The organism is Luteolibacter sp. SL250 (assembly GCF_026625605.1).
Classification (GTDB): Bacteria; Verrucomicrobiota; Verrucomicrobiia; order Verrucomicrobiales; family Akkermansiaceae; genus Luteolibacter.
In genome coordinates this window covers 3,780,625-3,797,615 of record NZ_CP113054.1, presented here as the reverse complement: position 1 = coordinate 3,797,615, position 16,991 = coordinate 3,780,625, and the positions used below count along the sequence as shown (strand labels likewise).

Below are 16,991 nucleotides of genomic sequence, written 5' to 3'. Positions count from 1 at the left end.
TTCCTTTCCACCCGCCTCACCCAGCCAGACCGCCATGAGCCGTCAGACAGCCATCGCCATCGCCGCCCATCCGGACGACATCGAGTTCAAGATGTGCGGCACCCTCCTCCTGCTCCGCCGCGCCGGATGGGACATCCACTGCTTCAACCTCGCCACCGGAAATGGAGGCAGCACCCTCCACGACTCCGCCCGTACCACGGAGATCCGCGCGGAGGAGGCCAGGGACGCCGCCCGCCTCATCGGCGCCACCTGGCACCCGCCCATCACGGATGACATGGAGATCATCTACGGCGCCGCCTTGCTGCGGAAAGTCGCCGCCGTCATCCGTGAGGTGCGCCCCTCCATCGTCCTCACCCATCCGTTGCAGGACTACATGGAGGACCACATGGAGACCGCCCGCCTCGCCGTCTCCGCCGCCTTCGCCCACACCATCACCAACTACGTTACCGACCCGCCACGCCCATCCTACCCGGACGACATCACCGTCTACCATTGCATGCCCCATGGCGCGTGCGATCCCATCCGCCGTCCCGTCATCCCCAGCGCCTGGGTGGACACCACCAGCGTCCACCGCCAGTCCATGAAGGCGCTCGCCTGCCACCGCAGCCAGCGCGAGTGGCTGGACGCCACCCAGGGCATGGGCGACTACCTCCAGTCCATGGAACACCACGCCCGCCACATGGGCCGCCTCTCCGGCACCTTCCAGTTCGCGGAGGGCTGGTGGCGCCACCAGCACGACGGCTTCTCCCGCCACGACACCGATCCCCTCGCCGAAGCCCTCGGCGCGGACCATCTCCCCAACCCCTACTTCATCGCCGCGGACTTCCCGGGCCGCAGTGCATCAGACCGTAGCTGCGGCGTCCCGCCGCAATGGAGCGCAGCGACATAGCGGGCCAACCATCCATTTCCGCCTGCAAACCGTGGTTGCGGCGTCCCGCCGCGACTCTTCTCCATAGCACCCGCACGGAGCGCGGACTTCAGTCCGCCCCACAGCACCCGGAACCCAAAACCCCAGCCACCTCCATGCGGACTGAAGTCCGCGCTCCATCCCACCCTCCCCAAGCGACGGCGGGACGCCATCGCCACGGCCTGCGGCGGGACGCCGCAGCCACTGTTCCAAACCTCATCCCATAATCCGCGGCATCCTCAATGATCCTCTTAATTTGAATCATTCATTGGATCCAACAGTTCGTCCATGTCCGCTGCGCTTCCATTGCGCTTGAAAAACGCCCACCACCCGCGCCACCCATCCCATCACCAATCCCACCCACCCATCTTCCCTTCAACATTCAATGTTGGACGTTCGATGTTCAATGTTCATCTCCTCTTCACTTCCTCCTTCAATGTTGGACGTTCGATGTTCAATGTTCGACGTTCACTCTTCCCTTAACCGCCATGATCCCACGCACCGCGAAACCCGTACACGAACAGCTCGAATGCTCCGACGGAACCGAATGGGTCTCCTGCAAGCGCATCCGCGGGGATGACTTCGGCTGCATCTGGCACTTCCACCCGGAGCTGGAGATCACCCTCGTCCTCTCCGGCGGCAGTTGCCGCCGCGTCGGTGACAAGATCGAGAACCTCCACGAAGGCGACCTCACCTTCCTCGGCTCCAACCTCCCGCACGACTACCGCAACGACCGCATCCCCGGCACAAAGTTCCGCCCCGTCGATGCCCTCAACATCCAGTTCCACCCCGACTTCATGGGCAAGCGCTGGTCCTCCCAGGGAGACACCGCGCCCCTCCAGCGCCTCCTCCACCAGGCCGCCGACGGCTTCCGCATCCTCGGCCCCACCCGCGACCGCATCGAGAAAGCCATGCTCGGCATGGTCGGCGTCTCCTCCCTCCGCCGCATGATCCTCCTGCTCGAAATCCTGGAGGATCTCTCCACCTCGCCCGATCTCGAAACCATCTCCTCCTACGGCTTCACCCCGGAGGTCGTCCACTCCGACGGCGAGACCATGTCCACCATCTGCAACTTCATCCAGGACCGCATCGGCAGCCCCATCTACCTCTCGGACATCGCCCGCCACCTGCGCATGAGCGAGATCACCTTCAGCCGTTACTTCCGCTCCCGCACCGGAAAAACCTTCCCCACCTACCTCAACGAGATCCGCATCTCCCGCGTCTGCCGCCTCCTTGCGGAGACCGACAAGCCCGTCGGCGAGATCGCCTGGGACTGCGGCTTCGACTCCATCGCCAACTTCCAGCGCCAGTTCAAGCGCATCCAGGGCTGCACGCCGAAGGCCTACCGCTCCCGCATCGCCGGACTCCATTCACCCGCCGCCGGACCCGTCGGCACCGTCCTCCTCAATCCATGATCAAATACAACGTCGGACTCGTCGGATACGGCTGGGTCGCCTCCGCCCACATCCCCGCCATCAACGCCAGCACCCAGGCCCGTGTCACCGGCCTCTTCTCATCGCGCCCGCACGATGAAAAGGAACTGGAAGCCCGCCACGGCCACCCCATCCGCACCTACGCCACCTACGCGGACATGCTCGCGGATCCGGACATCCACGTCATCTCCATCTGCAGCTTCGCCGGCCTCCACGCGGAGCAGGCCATCGCCGCCGCCCATGCCGGAAAGCATGTCATCCTTGAAAAACCCATCGCCCTCACTTGGGACGACTGCCTGCGCATCGCCGCCGCGTTTGAGGAAAACGGCACCAAAGCCTGCGTCTGCTTCAACGGCCGCTTCTCCGGACAGTTCACCACCATCAAGGCCGTCATCGACCAGGGCCTGCTCGGCGACCTCCACTACGCGGAGGTGGACTACTACCACGGCATCGGCCCGTGGTACGGCCAGTTCGAGTGGAATGCCAAGGCAGATGGCGGCGGCAGCGCCCTCCTCACCGCCGGCTGCCATGCCGTCGATGCCATGCTCCTCTGCATGGGCGGCGACGTCGCCTCCGTCACCAGCATGTCCACCCGCTCCCGCAGCCCCATCTTCGCCCCCTACGAATATGACACCAGCAGCGTCACCCTCGTGAAGTTCCACGACGGCCGTGTCGCCAAATGCGCCGCCATCGTCGATTGCCTCCAGCCCTACTACTTCCACACCCACCTCTGCGGCAGCGAGGGCAGCCTGCTCGACAACCAGTTCCACTCCATGAAGCTCCACACCGACAAGTCCCGGTGGAGCAACCTCGCCATGACCATGATCGGCTCCGGCGACGTCCACGACCACCCCTTCCAGCGCCAGTTCCAGGCCTTCTTCGACGCCCTCGACCGCGGCCAGCACATGCCCCTCACCGATTTCCAAACCGCCCTCCACACCCACCGCATCGTCTTCGCCGCCGACGAATCCGCCCGGACGGGTATGCCGGTTGCCATCGAATGATGGCGTCGTGGCCGCAAGGTAGCGTCGTGGCCGCGCCCCGTAGCGTCGTGGCTGCAAGGTAGCGTCGTGGCTGCGCCCACGACGGCTGGGAAGATCCACCATCACCCCGGCGTTCCGCTTCCTCCGGAGCATTGTCATATAGGATGCGTCGTGCCCGCGGCTCCGCTTCCTCCCGCCCTTTGTCGATGGGCAGCAGGCGGGATGATCCGCCTCCCTCCGCTCACGCCCTTTTCCGGCGCAACAGCGGCAGCAGCACCCCTCCGGCAAACACCGCGACGGACGGCTCCGGCACCTGCCGGACGATCTGGATGGCATTCATGAATCCGCGGTTCTCCACTCCGGTTCCCTGCGTCGCGATGTTGAGCGCCTGCCCCTCGCCGACCGTGACCGTGTGCTTCGTGTAGTTCGTCCCTTCGATCCATGCGGCGGTAGAGGTCAGGTTCGTGTAGTTGATCGTGACCGGTGTCAGGCCGGAGAAATCGAAATTCTGTCCCGCCGTGCCGACCCCGGCGTAGGAATGCACGACGGAGCTGGAGATGTTCGTGTTGCGCCCGATGATGAAGATCTCATAGATCCCCGCGGACAGCCCCGTGACCTGGAGGCCCAGGCTCTGGGCATACAGGCCGAAGATGCCGTCACGCCCCACCGACGGGGAGGTGTAGATATTGTTCGACCCCATGGCATTTCCCAGCGCATTGGAGTTCGACGGCTGTGTCGCGTAGTTCACCACCGTGGAGTCCTGGGGCGCGGCGCCGAGGTTCAGCGTGATGCCTGCCGCCGCATCGCCGTTCGAGAAGATGGCGGACGGAAGGTCGGCCGTGGTGATCTGGTTCCATGAAGAGTCCGTGAACCCTGCTCCGGCCACCGTGTGGTAGGGGCTGTTCGTGAGGCTGGTTCCTGTGACGGCGGTCGGCCCGAAGTCCAGCATGAGGGTGGAGCCGCTGGCCGGGACCATGGACAGCATGGCGGCCAATGGAGCGAGGAAATGTGGTTTCATGGGAGGTAGGTGGACCGCGATATGAAGCGGAACCATCACCCCGGATATTCATCCGCCATGCCTTTCCATCCAACTCCATTCGATGCTCCTCTGTCCCGTGCTTTTGATCTTTTCAAGGCATTGCCCGCCGCGTCGTCTCCTTGTTATGGATCGTCCAGAACCTCGCCCACCAGCCCTTCCTTTCCCGCCCACCCAGCCGTCATGGCGCAGCCACGCCGCTACCCGCAAGGCAGCGTCGTGGCCGCAAGGTAGCGTCGTGGCCGCAAGGTAGCGTCGTGGCTGCGCCCACGACGGCTGGGAAGATCCACTACCGCCCCGCGGCTCCAACTCCGTCTGATATCCCATCGAAAGATGGACCACACTCGCAACGTCAGGTGACGCATACCCCGCCGTCATGGCGCAGCCATGCCGCTACACAGCCTAGCGTCGTGGCTGCAGGGTAGCGTCGTGGCTGCGCCACGACGGCGGGGGAGATCCACCGCCGCCCCGCGACTCCATATCTCTTCACCCTCCATCAAAAGGCACGCGGAACGGTAAGATGACGTCCACCCCGCCGTCATGGCACAGCCATGCCGCTACCCACCCATCTCCTTGTTCCGCGTCGTCTCCTTGTTATGGATCGTCCAGAACCTCGCCCACCAGCCCTTCCTTTCCCGCGGATCCACATCCGGATACCCCGCCGCAACCGAACCAAGGAACGGCCACTCTTCCCACGCTTCCACCAAACCCGCCCGCTCCGGATTCCTGAAAATATAAAGCAGCACATCCTCGAAAGCCTGCGGATTTCTCTCGCTCTCCACCAACACATGATCGAACGCCTGCCGCTGGAGTTTCATATCCCGTTCCCGCAGCAAACGGTTCCACCCGCGCCGGAAAAACTCCACCGCCGCCACCTGGTCCGAGTCCGCCGACGTGCCCATCAAAAGGAAATGCCCGTGATCCGGCATCAGGCAATAACCCGCACAGACCAGCGAGTATCGGTGGCACGTATGGACCAGCAGCTCCCGCACGCGGAAATGCATCGTTTCATCCAGCCATCCACGCTTCCGTCCATCGATGGTCATCGTCCAGTGAACCCACGCGTGCCCCCGATACCACGCCGCAGGCAGCCGCTTCAGTTCGTCCGGAGGTTCATCGCGCAGAGGCATGGCGGTGGTGAAGATCCACCATCCAGCTCACATCCCACAATCGCATTCTTCGGCGATCTCCCGGTAGCGTCGTTGCCCGTGGAGTAGCGTCGTGGCTGCGCCACGACGGCGGGGGAGATCCACCGCCACCCCGCCGCTCCATTGCTCCAGCACCCCATCTGAGAAAGAGCAAGCGCGAACGTCCTACGACGCCCACCCAACCGTCATGGCGCAGCCATGCCGCTACGCAGAATAGCGTCGTGCCCGTGGAGTAGCGTCGTGGCTGCGCCACGACGGCGGGGGAGATCCACCGCCGTCCCACCACTCCGCCCGCTCCCGCACCCCATCTGAGAAAGAGCAAGCGCGAACGTCCTACGACGCCCACCCAGCCGTCATGGCGCAGCCATGCCGCTACACAGCCTAGCGTCGTTGCCCGTGGAGTAGCGTCGTGGCTGCGCCACGACGGCGGGGGAGATCCACCGCCGCCCCGCGACTCCGCCCGCTCCCGCACCCCATCTGAGACAGAACAACGGGCAACGTCCCACCACGGAAAGGCACGCCCCGCCGCTTCAGGCAGAAAGTCCGCACGATAACCCACCTGACAAAAAGTGCGCATCGGCATCACCCCCCCCCTCACCTCACCGCCCGCGGCCTTCTCTCCATCTCTCCCCCAACCGCCCCGACCAACCCCCGTCTCCACGCTTCCGCGAACGTCCGGAACGCATCCGCGCTGTGGGAGAACACATCGTGCTTCGGCATTTCGCGCAGCTTGTGCGCGCCGCCGGGGGAGGTATCGCGCTGGTATCCCTCCAGACAGGCGACACCGCTGGGGTAGTCCTCCTGCGTGTCCGCCGCCGCGTCGTGCGGGGAACCATCCGCGTTGCGCGGCGTGTCGCAGTGCGTCCGGTGGAACCAGCAATGCGGCAGCAGATCCCGCACGTAGCCGATGCCCAGCCACACATCCGGCGTGCGCGGGATGACGACGATGTTGTCCAACCCTGCCGCGCGCAGCTCGCTCACGTACGTTTTCCCCGTCCCGCGGTCGCGTGTCTCCGCATCGTGCGGCAGGTGGTGCGCGGAGATGGGCCGGCGCCACTTCGCCTCCCACTTCCGGATCTGGTCCGGCAGCGCGGACCCGGGCAGGCCCTCCGCCTCGAACCAATCCAGCACCAGGAACCACCGCCCCACCGGCTGGATCAGCCACAGCGCGGAGTAGTCCGACAGCCCGATGTCCCAGAACGTGAACAGCGGGTGCTGCGCCTCCATGCCGAAGTCACAGATCCGCCCCGCCACGCGCAGGTCCGCCATCTGCCTGCCATAGATCGCGCCCTCATGGATCGCCTGGAACGCTTCGCCCGCTGTCGATGGAAATTCCTTTTTCATACCGTGTCCTTGTTCCAGGTGCTTGTGATCGTACCACAGCATCTGCCCCGCCGTGCAGGTGATGCCGTGCTCCGCGTGGAGCTGTTGGAAATACGCCTCCGTCTCCGGCCGCAGCGCGTGCCGCCCCGCCGGCAGCGTGTAGCGCGGGTCCTGCCACCACGGGAAAAAGTGGAAGCGGCTCTGGATGCTCGTCAGGTTCCCGTCGTCATGGCGCATCGCGTTGTTCAGCAGGCGGAAATGCTCGCCCATCTTTCCGCCCTCGTGCGTGCTCTCGATGTTCCGCACATTCCCCGGCGTCAGCGCGTTGAACGCCCCGTTGATGATCTCCCGCGCCTTGATCGGCGCCCAGATCGCCGTCTTCCCCAGTTCGGAAATATGCACGCGCTGCGGCGTCGTCCCGCGCAGCGAGGTCGAGCACCGCGCCACCGATCCATTCCCGAACGCCAGCTTCCGTGCCGATGGTGAAAGCAGCGGCACCGCCTTTTTCACCAGCCTGCCCAGCCGCCACGTCTCCGGGTGGATGTCCCCGTTGTCCAGGTGCTCCCACGCCGTCCGCAGCATGTGCAGCTTCGCCTCCGCATCCTCGATCGTGTAGTCGATGATCCCCGCCGTCAGCCCGCCGGGCGTGAAGATCAGGTCATCCGCATTCAGCACCTCGATGAACGTGGAGAACCCCAGCTTCCGCGCCTTCAGCACATGGTTGCAGTACCACATCCGGTTGTAGAAAGCCCGCTGTGCCACATTCGGCCGGAAAGGGATCAGCACCCCGTCCGCATCCCGGATCGTGTAGAGATGGTTCAGCCGCCACGCACGTGACGCCAGCGGGGTTGAGGAAAGATTCATGGATTATGAGAGGTGGACATCGAACATCGAACGTCCAACATCGAACGTTGAAGTGAAGAAAAGGCGGGTGGGATCGCCTCAGTCGCGACAGCGTCATGGAGTGCGGCAGCCCTCTGCCGCTTTGGGGGAAGAGATGAACATGGGAGGAAGCAACAAACCTCAGGATAACGCGGAGGCGTGTGATGCAGCGGAGACCATTTCTGATAGGGTGGATCATCCCGCTGCTGATAGCGGCAGAGGACTGCCGCACTCCATGACGCTGTCGCGACGGTGGCGATTTCCCCCAACCTCCTCTTCCTTCAAATTTCAATGTTGGACGTTCAATGTTCGATGTTCCTACAGCACGTCTTCCGGCAGTGGCCCGTGCTTTGGCAGCGTTTCCAGTGCGCGCGCCATCTGTTTCAGCAGGCTCGTCTCCGGGTCCTGGCCGGACAGCTTCAGGTCCATCTCGATCGCCTTCAGTGGATCCAGCTTTTCCAGCCGTGTGGAGGAGGACGTCCTGGCGATGTTCTTGATCAGGTCCGCGTCGCGCCCGCCCTCCGGGTCCAGCGCCGTCAACGGCGTGCGGACGATGCGGGCGAGGAAACGCCGGATCTCCAGCAGCGTCAGCGTGCTTTCATCCGCCGCGCGCGCCTGCACCGCGTCGATGTAGGCCGCCACCTCCGGACGCTTGCGCAGCTTGGACGCGTGGGGCCGCGCCGTGGCGCTGGTCCCCTTGTAGCCCGCCGCCAGATACGCCGTCACCAGGCAGTCACCCGCCAGCACCCGGTCCGCGAACAGGCGGTGGCGTGGCATTTTCGGCGGCTGCGGGGCATCATCGGTGGCGGACATGGTGGAGTGGGGGAAAGGGTGGGGGTCAGGGGGCGCTCCAGCGGTCGAAGTCGGTCACGCGTTTCAGGATCCTGCGGGACTTCTCCCGGCCCTCCTCCGTGATCGCCACCTCCAGCTTCTTCCCCGGCAGTTCCGTGTATTCGAAGTACGGTGTCCGTCGTACGTTGTTGCGCACCGCCCAGTAGGACTGCCCCACCTGGGTGGACAGCGGCACCAGCCGCATCCTCCCGCCCGTGCGCAGCAGCGCCGTCATCACCGCGAACGCGCCCAGCGACACGTTCTCCACCGTCAGCGCCGCCGCCAGCGCCACCGGGTCCGGGTGGGCGGTCGGGCATGGGGCGGCGGCGCGGCGTCGGGCGGGCATGACAGGGCTGGAGCGGGCGGGTGGGGGAGGGGGTGCGCTGGAAGGTGCGCGCCCCAACTACGGGAAACGCCGTAGTGCCGGAAAAGGAAGTGCCCCCATCCTACCCCGCCCCACACGCGCGCGCGAGCCGCGGATGTTCAGCATTTGTTCAGTAAGGAGGAGGGACACTCCTGTCCCTCGGCTGCAACCGGAACCCAGAGCACAGGCAAATCAACCCACCGCCATGTCCGCTGGGCTCCCATTCTTGTCCCCGGCTGCATTGGCGAATTACGAATGATCCACCGCAAAGCCGCGGAGGTGGCAAAGGGCGCAAAAGGAGGGAGAGGGTTCAAAGAAGTGGAACAACGTAGATCTGGAGTTTCGGAGTGGGAGATTGTGTTCCGCCGGGTCCTGTCAACTCACCATCATCTCCGCTGCGCCGCCATTCCTGTCCTTCGGCGGCAACCGGAACCCGGAGCAAGGGCAAACCAGAACACGAAAGATCCACCGCAAAGTCACAAAGATCGCCAAGAGACGCAAAGAACGGGAAAATCCGAAACCATGGAAAAGCGCTCCCACTCCCACCCATCCCCCCAATATCCCTTGCACCCGCCCTCTCCCGGCCCCATGTAAGGCCATGCCCTACACCTTCGAGGAGGACGATGAAGTCATGCAGGCCTACCTGGCGGAATATGACCTCGCGGACCCCGCCGTGTCCACCGGCCAGCGGACGAAGATCCTCAACCTCACCGCCTCCATCCGCCAGGCGAAGCGCCTCGACTTCGACGGCCGGGCAAAGGCCCTCTCCGCCATCGGCAACCTCGAGCGCCGCCTCGCGGAGATCCGCGTCTTCTTCCCCTCGGAGCACGAAGGCTACAACCGCCTCATCGCCTCCCACGTCACCGCCCTCGCCGGGCTCCTCCAGCGCGCGCAGGAAAAATTTCCCGCGGACGCCTGAGCCGTCCGCCCGTCACCGCCGGTTCATTTTCCTTCCGCCCGGCCCGTGGTTCGCGGGAGGAATCTCCCCCAGGGGAAATCCCACGGTCCTGTTTCCGGGAAATCACGCGAACATCAACGCCAGGGTGATGATGACACCGAGAAAAGTCAGGAAGATGACATCCTTTAAAATGGCCAAAGCAGTTCACCATCCCGGGCATTCCTAGCAGATACCAAGAAAATCGGTATCTTGACGGAGATGGCACCGCATTATCACGGAAAGCGCCCGCGCGGGGCTTGAAAGCGGCTTTTCCGGCCCGCCCGGCCGCCCGCTCACTTCCGTCTGCGGTAGCCCGCCGCGCACAGCACGCCACCCAGCGCCATCAGCGCCACGGATCCCGGCTCCGGCACATTGGACGTCACCACCACGTTATCCAGCAGGAAGCCATTGCCGCCGCCCTGGGAAAAGACCACCTCGTCGAACGTCGTGATCGGCGCGTTGTTCGTGGCCGTCCCCACCACGTTCCCGTTGTAGCTCACGGAGATCCCCATGTCCGTCGGGGAGTTGTAGGTCAGCGTGATCGACCCCGTGCGCGGCAGGAAGTCCCCGATGGACACCGCCACCGGATCCACCACCGTCATCTGCACCCCGTCCGTGCCGGTTCCCACGCCACCGGCGGCGGTCGTAAAGTTCGCTTCCCTCGCGATCCCCACCCAGGAGTCCGTGCCAGAGCCGAACTCCGCCCGGTAGCCGAGATCATTGTCGGATGCCGAGCTGCCGTTGGCGGAAACCGGCGTGCCGTTCGAGTTGTAGAAGCCGAACGTGAAACCCTCCGTATCGCTGAACGGAGAGGTGGAGCTGGCCGTCGTGGTGAAACGGAAGCTGAAGCTCAGCGTCACCGTGTCCCCCGGATTGGAAAGTGTGATTCCGTTCGTGAGGACCCCGATGATCCCGCGGTTCACGATCGTTCCTGCCCCCGCGCGTTCCATCACCAGCGCGTTCCCTGTGCCGAAGCCCGGGCTCGGATCATTGGCAATGCCCAGCGTCGCGTTACCGCTCCGGGCGTACCACGCGATGCCGCTGTTGTCCGTGCCTCCCGTCAGGTTTCCATCCGTGAAATTATCCGTCAACAGGATCGCCGCATCAGCGGACGAAAGGCACACCGCCGCGAGCGGCGCGAAGGAAATGAATCGGGACAGGCTTTTCATGGTTCAGATGGTTTGGAGGAAGTTTCCGGACGTGGGGAGGAAAGCCGGAATGTCCGTTTCACGCCACTCCCCGGATGGTTAGGATGGCCTGCGCAGCGGAGGTCGTGAGGGTGAGGAGGCCGTGAGACCTTCGGCAGCGGGGAAGTCCGCCAACAACCAGAGCCGCCCTCCCATCACCCACACACCCCGCCGCCGCTCCCCCCGGGCCTCCCTTTCCACCAGTCCTCCCCTTTGTAAAGGCAGCGGACCGTCGCGCCAGCGTCATGGAGTGCGGCAGTCCTCTGTCGCTTTGGCGGAGGATTCCGCCGAAGGCCAGCCACTGGAAAGATCGGGCGGTCCCTCGTTACGGAGAAAGCCCTTCGTTCCGGGAAAGTCCCACCCGCCATCTTCACTTCAACGTTCGATGTTGGGCGTTCGATGTTCGATGTTCCCCCCAGCCACGGTAGCTCGCCACCCGCCGCACACGGATCTTGGCACCGCGCCGTTCATCCCCTATCTCCATGGTGGAATGCCAACCGCGCGGAAAGTCCTGCCATTCCTCCTCTACCCTCTTCTCGGCGTGGTCGCCGGGTGGGCGTCCGTCGATGGAGCACGGCGCGGGAAAACATCCGCCGCGCAGCGTGCGGAGATCCACGCGCTGGAGACCCGGCGGTTCCCACCCGCCGGTGGCGGCAGACGCCCCGCTGATCCCACATCCGCCGGCCATCCCGTCGATGGTGACGGCTTCATCCGCCTGCTGAAGGAGGACCAGATGGGCGCGGATGGCGATGGGGCTCCCGATAATCTCTTCCACGACTGGACGGACCAGGAACTCCTCGCCGGACTGGATGAGGCCGTGGAGGATCTCCGCCGTCCGTCGTCGGACGCGAAGGGTATGCTCAACATCCTGTTTCAATCCTACGCCCGCCGTGACATCGCCGCCGCCCTCGCGTGGCTCGACCGCCAGCGGCAGGTCACCATCACCGGCATCATCTCGTCTTCCTTCCTTCCTCCGGTGCGCGGCAGGGAGCTGTTGGAATTCCTTACGGAGCGGCCCGAGTTGTACCGCTACGAACGGTCGCCTTTCCTCTCGTTGGAACTTACGGTGCTCCGCGGAGAGATGCAGCAGGGGGTGGATGCCCTTCTTCCCCTCGTCAGGAAGCTTCTCGCTGTCGACCCGGATTCGATGGCGGTGAAAAGCCTGCGGTTCCCTCCTGGATTCGGCTATGCCGTGCTCTTGGACGGACTTTCGCTGGAGAGGAATGTCCATTCCGGGGGTGAGATAAAAGGATCCATCATCTCACAATGGATGAACCATGACCGGGATGCCGCCTTCCGTTGGATGATGGAGAAACAGGAGTATGGGCCAAGCCTCATCCAGTTGAAGCCGGATACCGTGGAAGAGGTGACCTGGTTGGTCGGAAAGCTGGATACGCTATCCTCCGGCCAGCTCCGGACATTCATCCAGGTGAATGCCGTATTTCTCGTGACCGGCGGCTGGATGGATGTGGATGCCTCCCTCTCCGCCGCGCGGACACCTGCCGTGCGGACCGCGCTGCGGGACGCCTTTGCCCAGGGAGTCTTCACCGGCCGGCGTGAACATCTGGAGAAGGGATTGGAAGCCCTGGAATCCGTGCCGGACGCCGGGGAACGCCTGCGGCTGCTGGAGAACATGGCACCATCCGGGGAGATGCGCGCCAACGGACCCGAGTTCCTGGATGATCCTTTCTCGCCGGTCACGGCCCAGGGAAGGCTGGATGCCGAGCGCCTGCTTCGTGAACGCCTGTCGGAGTGGGGAGCGCAGGGAGACCGCGCGGAGGCCATCGTTTCCCGCATCAAACGTCTCACCGTCCTATGAGTCCGCGTCTCCATCTCCTTTCGGCCATTCCGCTCATCGCTGCCGGTGTCCTCGCGGGCAGGGCCATCCCGTCATCCGCGGATGATGCGCCTGGAAATACTGGATCCATGGTAGATCGGCGCTCTCGAAATGGAGCCACGGAGGAAAGGGGATACCTCGCCCGCCTCCGCGCCACCGTTGACCGTGGGGACTCCGGAAAGCTCCTGCGCCCCGGCATGGAACGGCTGGACATCGGGAACCTGGATGCCCTCGCACGGGAACAGATGGAAAAGAACCGCGCGACCGGACGATGGTCGGACCACCGGACCGTCGCGGACGCTGCGTTGGCTGAGCTCTACCGCAGGGAAGGGGCCGCCGCACTGGAGCGTGTCTCCCGCTGGCCGGAACCGGAGGAACGCGAGAATGCCGTCTCGGCCATCATGCTGCTCCACATCTACGCGGACTGGGAATCCGCCATGAGTCTCCTGGAGAAGTTCCCGCAGCCGGTGGACGAGTCATGGTTGTCCGCGGCCATGAAGGAAGCCGCCGGGCGGAATGCGGATGACTTCCTGCACGTCGCCGCCCTCATGCCGGAGCGGGACAGGATGGATCCATTCTCCAGCCCTCGGGCGGTGGAGTTCGCCGCCGATTTCGACTTCGCGAAAGTCCATGCGGAAGGAAGGCTGGAAGAAGGTGAGATCTATTTCAAGGAGTGGTCCTACCGCCAGCCGGACGCCGCGTGGGATGCTGTGAAGGACACCTTGTCCACGGAGGTGGGATCCGGGTGGCAGCCTCTTGAGCGCATATTGCCGGACCTCGTGGAGGGCGTCGTGGGGAGGGAGGGGGAGCTGGCAGGCATGGACTGGCTCGGCGGAAAGGTGGCGGATCTGCCGCCTGAGGCACGCGCCGCACTCTTCGACGTTGGAATTCTCGGATTCTGCGTCTCCGGTGAGGCCCTCACGCGCTTCTGCTCCCATCTGCCGCCAGCGGATGTCCGTGACTACATCCAGGGGCAAATCCATGTCAGCAAGGAAGTGTTTTATCCCGTCATGGATCAGCTCCCCCGGCAGGAGTTGATCCCCCTCCTGAAATGGATGGTGGAGGGCTCCGTTTGGGATGGAGAGGGCACCGCCGCGCGCCTCCAGCAACGCTTCTCCCTCACCGCGGATGAAGTCCAGCGCATCAAGCGTGCCACTCAGGAGTAGCGTAGGTCCTGAAAGCGAAGGTCTCACGACCTTTGGCGGTGGGGAAGTCCACGGAGATCCAGAGCCAGTCCCTCATCACCCGCCGCCGCTCCCCCCGGGCCTCCCTCTCCACCAGTCCTCCCCTTTATAAAGGCCGCGACCTTACCGATCCCACCCGCCATCTTCACTTCAACGTTCGATGTTGGGCGTTCGATGTTCGATGTTCCTCACTCCCTTTCCCGCAAATCCACCATCGTGCAGCGGTCCAGCAACCTGCCGATGATGGGCGACGCGTTCAGCGGGGAGATCACCGGCAGGAATGCCTCCGGGTGGTCATTCGCCGTCCACGCCGTCGGCAGGTGGTGGTTCAGCCGATGGTCCAGGATCTGGAAAAGCTGGCTCTCGAACGCGCCCGTCCACTCGTTCTTCCCCAGGTCATCCAGGAACAGCCACGGCGCCGTCAGGCACTCGCGCAGGTGCTCCCGCGCCAGCGCGGAAATCTCCCGCTCCCGGGACATGCGGTCGTGCGCCGCGTCCTTCAGCCGCACCGCGGACGTCCAGCACACCCGCGTCCCGCCGCTGATCACCCGGCGCGCCAGCAGCGCCAGCGCCCGCGTCTTGCACCGCGCCGCCGGGCCGATGATCCCCAGCGTCCGTTGCCCCGCCGATGGATGCCACCGGCCCACCACCCGCCACAGCGCGCGGTTGAACTCCGGGTGTTCCTCCTCCGTCGCCCGCAGGTCCGGCGGCAGCGTCGCGCACAGCATCTGGTAGGCCTGCTGCATGCGTTCCTCCTCCTTCTCTTCCCGGCGTTGTTTCTCCGCCCGCGCCTGGCAGGCCGGGCATTCCTTCCCCAGGTGCGCCCCCAGATCCCGCCCGAAGCAAAGGATCGGCTCATAAGGAAAAAGCGCGCCACACGTATGGCATGTCGTCGTTGTCGTCGTCGTAGTCATGGTAGTGAATCTTGAATCTTGGATCTTGGATCCTCCTCAAATCCGGATCGTCCTCCCCGTCCTGCCCCCCAGGGACAGCTTCTCCGGCGGCGCGCCGTTGCGGACCGTGTGGTGCCCCTTTGCCGGAGTCAGCCGCAGCCACGTCCGGGGATCATCCTCCCAGCGGCGGTTCTCGAAAAATTTCCCCGCCGACGGCACATACGCGTTCAGGTGCCCGCCCGGCAGTTGCCGGATCACCTCCGCGATCGCCCTCGTCCCGTCCGCGATCACCTGTGGATCCACCCCGTTCCGGATGTGCCGGGAAATTTGCTCCACCGCCTCCCGCACCGACTGCCGGCGCGGATACATGGCCGCGATCGACACCGCATCCGGCTTCCGCGCCGCATCATCCGCGGAAACTACGGCATCCATGGTGGAAGCTGCGCGGTCATCTCGCTGCTTTGGTACGGCGCGGGCCTCCGTCCCCTCCTTCCTCTCCACATCCTCTTCCTCTCCCGTACCATTCCCTTTCCATAGGGGTTCATTTTTTCCGGGAAGGGCTTCGGTGGACTGCGGGAGGGCTGCGCCACGGTCAGGAAGGGCTTCCGTGCTTTGCGGGGCAGGGTGGAATGAAGCCTCTGCCGGCGCACCACCCTGGCCATCCGCCAGCTCCGGATACTCCGTGAAAAACGCCTCCTGTTGCGCCGCTGGCAGCCTGCGTGCCTGCTTCACCACCGCGCGGAGCACATTGTTCTTCAGTGAGAGGGAGTCCCCCCGGCAGAACTGGTGGCGGATGAACGCGCGGACGAAATAAACATTCCCCGGCAGCACCAGGATCGACCCGCACGTCGCCGCGCACGCCTCCTCCAGTACCGTGACCGGCAGTCCCGTATCGAACGTGAAGCGGCGCGGCGTGATCGCCGTGAACCCACAGCCGTCCCGCCCTGCGTTCGTCATCAGCCACACCAGCGCCAGCTTTTGGTCCGGTGGCATGTTCTCGATGTGGCTGTCCGCCCAGAATGAGGATTTGATGAATGCGTGCATGAAGAGTAGCCCCCTGCGGGGGAGTGCCGAGTGATCAGTGATCAGTGATCAGTGGAAGAAAGCAGTGTGAGAAAGCAGTGTGAGAGAGAGCGGTGTGAGAGAGAGCGGTGTGAGAGAGAGCGGTGTGAGAGAGAGCGGTGTGAGAGAGAGCGGTGTGAGAGAGAGCGGTGTGAGAGAGAGCGGAGAATGGAGCGTTTCATCGTCGTGGCACTGATCTGATTCCGCCCTCCGGCGGGTGCCTGCGGGTGCCGCTTCGCTGGCATCCATGTCGCTCCGCTCCATTCTGATCACTGCTCACCCGGCACTCCCCCGAAGGGGGCATCACTCCCCCTTCGGGGGCTTCATCTCCCCCAGCGCCAGGTAAAGATCCTTCACCGCGGCGATGGAGTCCTCCAGCGCGTGGTGCGGCCGTGGCGCCGTCTTTCCGTAGGGGAACGCCATCCGCCACACCGTCCTAGCGCAGGCCGTCTGCCAGTAGGCCCACGGGGCTTCGCGGCCCAGCGCGTGGCACGCCGCGTCCAGCAGCGGAAAGTCGTAGGTGCTGCCCCAGGACCACCACGTATGCGGGCGGCCCGTGTCGTCCACCCAGCGGCAGAACTCCGCCAGCGCCTCCTCCAGCGTCACCGGCTCCGCCGGAGGCGCGGGCGGCCACGTCCCGCGCTCCGTGTGCCAGTGTAGCGTCCGCAGCTCCGTGTGCAGCTTCGCGTGCGGGAGCATGTGGCGGTGGAACGCCTCCCCCAGCAGAGCCCCAGTGCGCGGGCAGAACGCCACCGCACCCAGTTGCACGATCGCGCTGCCGGGCCGCACCCCCAGCGCCTCGATGTCCAGCAGGATGTGGTGGGGGGATTTTCTAACAGACGATGGTTTCAAGGAAGGAGCAGGCGGAGGAGTGGTGGTGGGGGTCATGGTGGAGGGGGCGAAAGTTTTCAGTTTTCAGTTTTCAGTGTTCAGGGAAGACAGGGCGGATGACACCCCGGGGGGAGGGGAGTGCATGGCAGCGTG

15 protein-coding genes are annotated in these 16,991 nt (G+C 64.7%); 6 read left to right on the top strand and 9 right to left on the bottom strand.

Annotation, left to right across the window (positions count from 1 at the left end; translation table 11 throughout):
• Positions 1-34: 34 nt before the first annotated feature.
• The 3 genes from OVA24_RS16440 (at position 35) to OVA24_RS16430 (ending at position 3,344) form a co-directional block, all read left to right on the top strand.
• Positions 35-889: a PIG-L deacetylase family protein gene (locus tag OVA24_RS16440; protein WP_267671083.1), complete on the top strand. Its 855-nt coding sequence runs from the start codon at positions 35-37 to the stop codon at positions 887-889.
• A 506-nt stretch (positions 890-1,395) separates the two neighbouring features.
• Positions 1,396-2,322, top strand: coding sequence for an AraC family transcriptional regulator (locus OVA24_RS16435; protein WP_267671082.1), 927 nt, complete (start codon positions 1,396-1,398; stop codon positions 2,320-2,322).
• Positions 2,319-3,344 carry a Gfo/Idh/MocA family protein gene (locus tag OVA24_RS16430; RefSeq protein WP_267671081.1) on the top strand — a complete coding sequence of 342 codons (1,026 nt, stop codon included), beginning with the start codon at positions 2,319-2,321 and terminating at the stop codon, positions 3,342-3,344. Before OVA24_RS16435 ends, OVA24_RS16430 begins: the two co-directional genes overlap by 4 nt.
• Before the next feature lie 220 nt (positions 3,345-3,564).
• Here the strand turns inward: OVA24_RS16430 and OVA24_RS16425 are convergent, their stop codons facing one another.
• The 5 genes from OVA24_RS16425 to OVA24_RS16405 form a co-directional block, all read right to left on the bottom strand.
• Positions 3,565-4,341, bottom strand: a complete 777-nt coding sequence (locus OVA24_RS16425; RefSeq protein ID WP_267671080.1) for a hypothetical protein — start codon at positions 4,339-4,341, stop codon at positions 3,565-3,567.
• Positions 4,342-4,916: 575 nt separating this feature from the next.
• Entirely contained in the window at positions 4,917-5,489 is a 573-nt protein-coding gene (locus OVA24_RS16420) for a hypothetical protein (protein ID WP_267671078.1), read from the bottom strand.
• 612 nt (positions 5,490-6,101) lie between these two features.
• Positions 6,102-7,694: a hypothetical protein gene (locus OVA24_RS16415; protein ID WP_267671077.1), complete on the bottom strand. Its 1,593-nt coding sequence runs from the start codon at positions 7,692-7,694 to the stop codon at positions 6,102-6,104.
• A gap of 336 nt (positions 7,695-8,030) precedes the next feature.
• Positions 8,031-8,525 carry a terminase small subunit gene (locus tag OVA24_RS16410; RefSeq protein ID WP_267671076.1) on the bottom strand — a complete coding sequence of 165 codons (495 nt, stop codon included), beginning with the start codon at positions 8,523-8,525 and terminating at the stop codon, positions 8,031-8,033.
• A 25-nt stretch (positions 8,526-8,550) separates the two neighbouring features.
• On the bottom strand, positions 8,551-8,889 hold the full coding sequence (locus tag OVA24_RS16405) for a hypothetical protein (protein ID WP_267671075.1): 339 nt from the start codon (positions 8,887-8,889) through the stop codon (positions 8,551-8,553).
• A gap of 616 nt (positions 8,890-9,505) precedes the next feature.
• On the opposite strand from OVA24_RS16405, the gene OVA24_RS16400 reads away from it, so the two are divergent.
• Positions 9,506-9,826 (top strand): hypothetical protein, encoded by a 321-nt coding sequence (locus tag OVA24_RS16400; protein WP_267671074.1) that lies wholly within the window; start codon positions 9,506-9,508, stop codon positions 9,824-9,826.
• 311 nt (positions 9,827-10,137) lie between these two features.
• Here the strand turns inward: OVA24_RS16400 and OVA24_RS16395 are convergent, their stop codons facing one another.
• Positions 10,138-11,013, bottom strand: a complete 876-nt coding sequence (locus OVA24_RS16395) for a PEP-CTERM sorting domain-containing protein (protein ID WP_267671071.1) — start codon at positions 11,011-11,013, stop codon at positions 10,138-10,140.
• A 508-nt stretch (positions 11,014-11,521) separates the two neighbouring features.
• Between OVA24_RS16395 and OVA24_RS16390 the strand changes: the two genes are divergently transcribed.
• Together OVA24_RS16390 and OVA24_RS16385 are read left to right on the top strand one after the other, a co-directional pair.
• Positions 11,522-12,850, top strand: coding sequence for a hypothetical protein (locus OVA24_RS16390; protein WP_267671070.1), 1,329 nt, complete (start codon positions 11,522-11,524; stop codon positions 12,848-12,850).
• Positions 12,847-14,034 carry a hypothetical protein gene (locus tag OVA24_RS16385; protein WP_267671069.1) on the top strand — a complete coding sequence of 396 codons (1,188 nt, stop codon included), beginning with the start codon at positions 12,847-12,849 and terminating at the stop codon, positions 14,032-14,034. Before OVA24_RS16390 ends, OVA24_RS16385 begins: the two co-directional genes overlap by 4 nt.
• A gap of 206 nt (positions 14,035-14,240) precedes the next feature.
• Here the strand turns inward: OVA24_RS16385 and OVA24_RS16380 are convergent, their stop codons facing one another.
• From OVA24_RS16380 to OVA24_RS16370, 3 genes are all read right to left on the bottom strand, one after another.
• Entirely contained in the window at positions 14,241-14,966 is a 726-nt protein-coding gene (locus OVA24_RS16380; protein ID WP_267671068.1) for a P-loop NTPase family protein, read from the bottom strand.
• A 36-nt stretch (positions 14,967-15,002) separates the two neighbouring features.
• Positions 15,003-15,989: a hypothetical protein gene (locus tag OVA24_RS16375; protein ID WP_267671067.1), complete on the bottom strand. Its 987-nt coding sequence runs from the start codon at positions 15,987-15,989 to the stop codon at positions 15,003-15,005.
• Between the two features lie 321 nt (positions 15,990-16,310).
• Positions 16,311-16,895 (bottom strand): 3'-5' exonuclease, encoded by a 585-nt coding sequence (locus OVA24_RS16370; RefSeq protein WP_267671065.1) that lies wholly within the window; start codon positions 16,893-16,895, stop codon positions 16,311-16,313.
• Positions 16,896-16,991 lie beyond the last annotated feature (96 nt).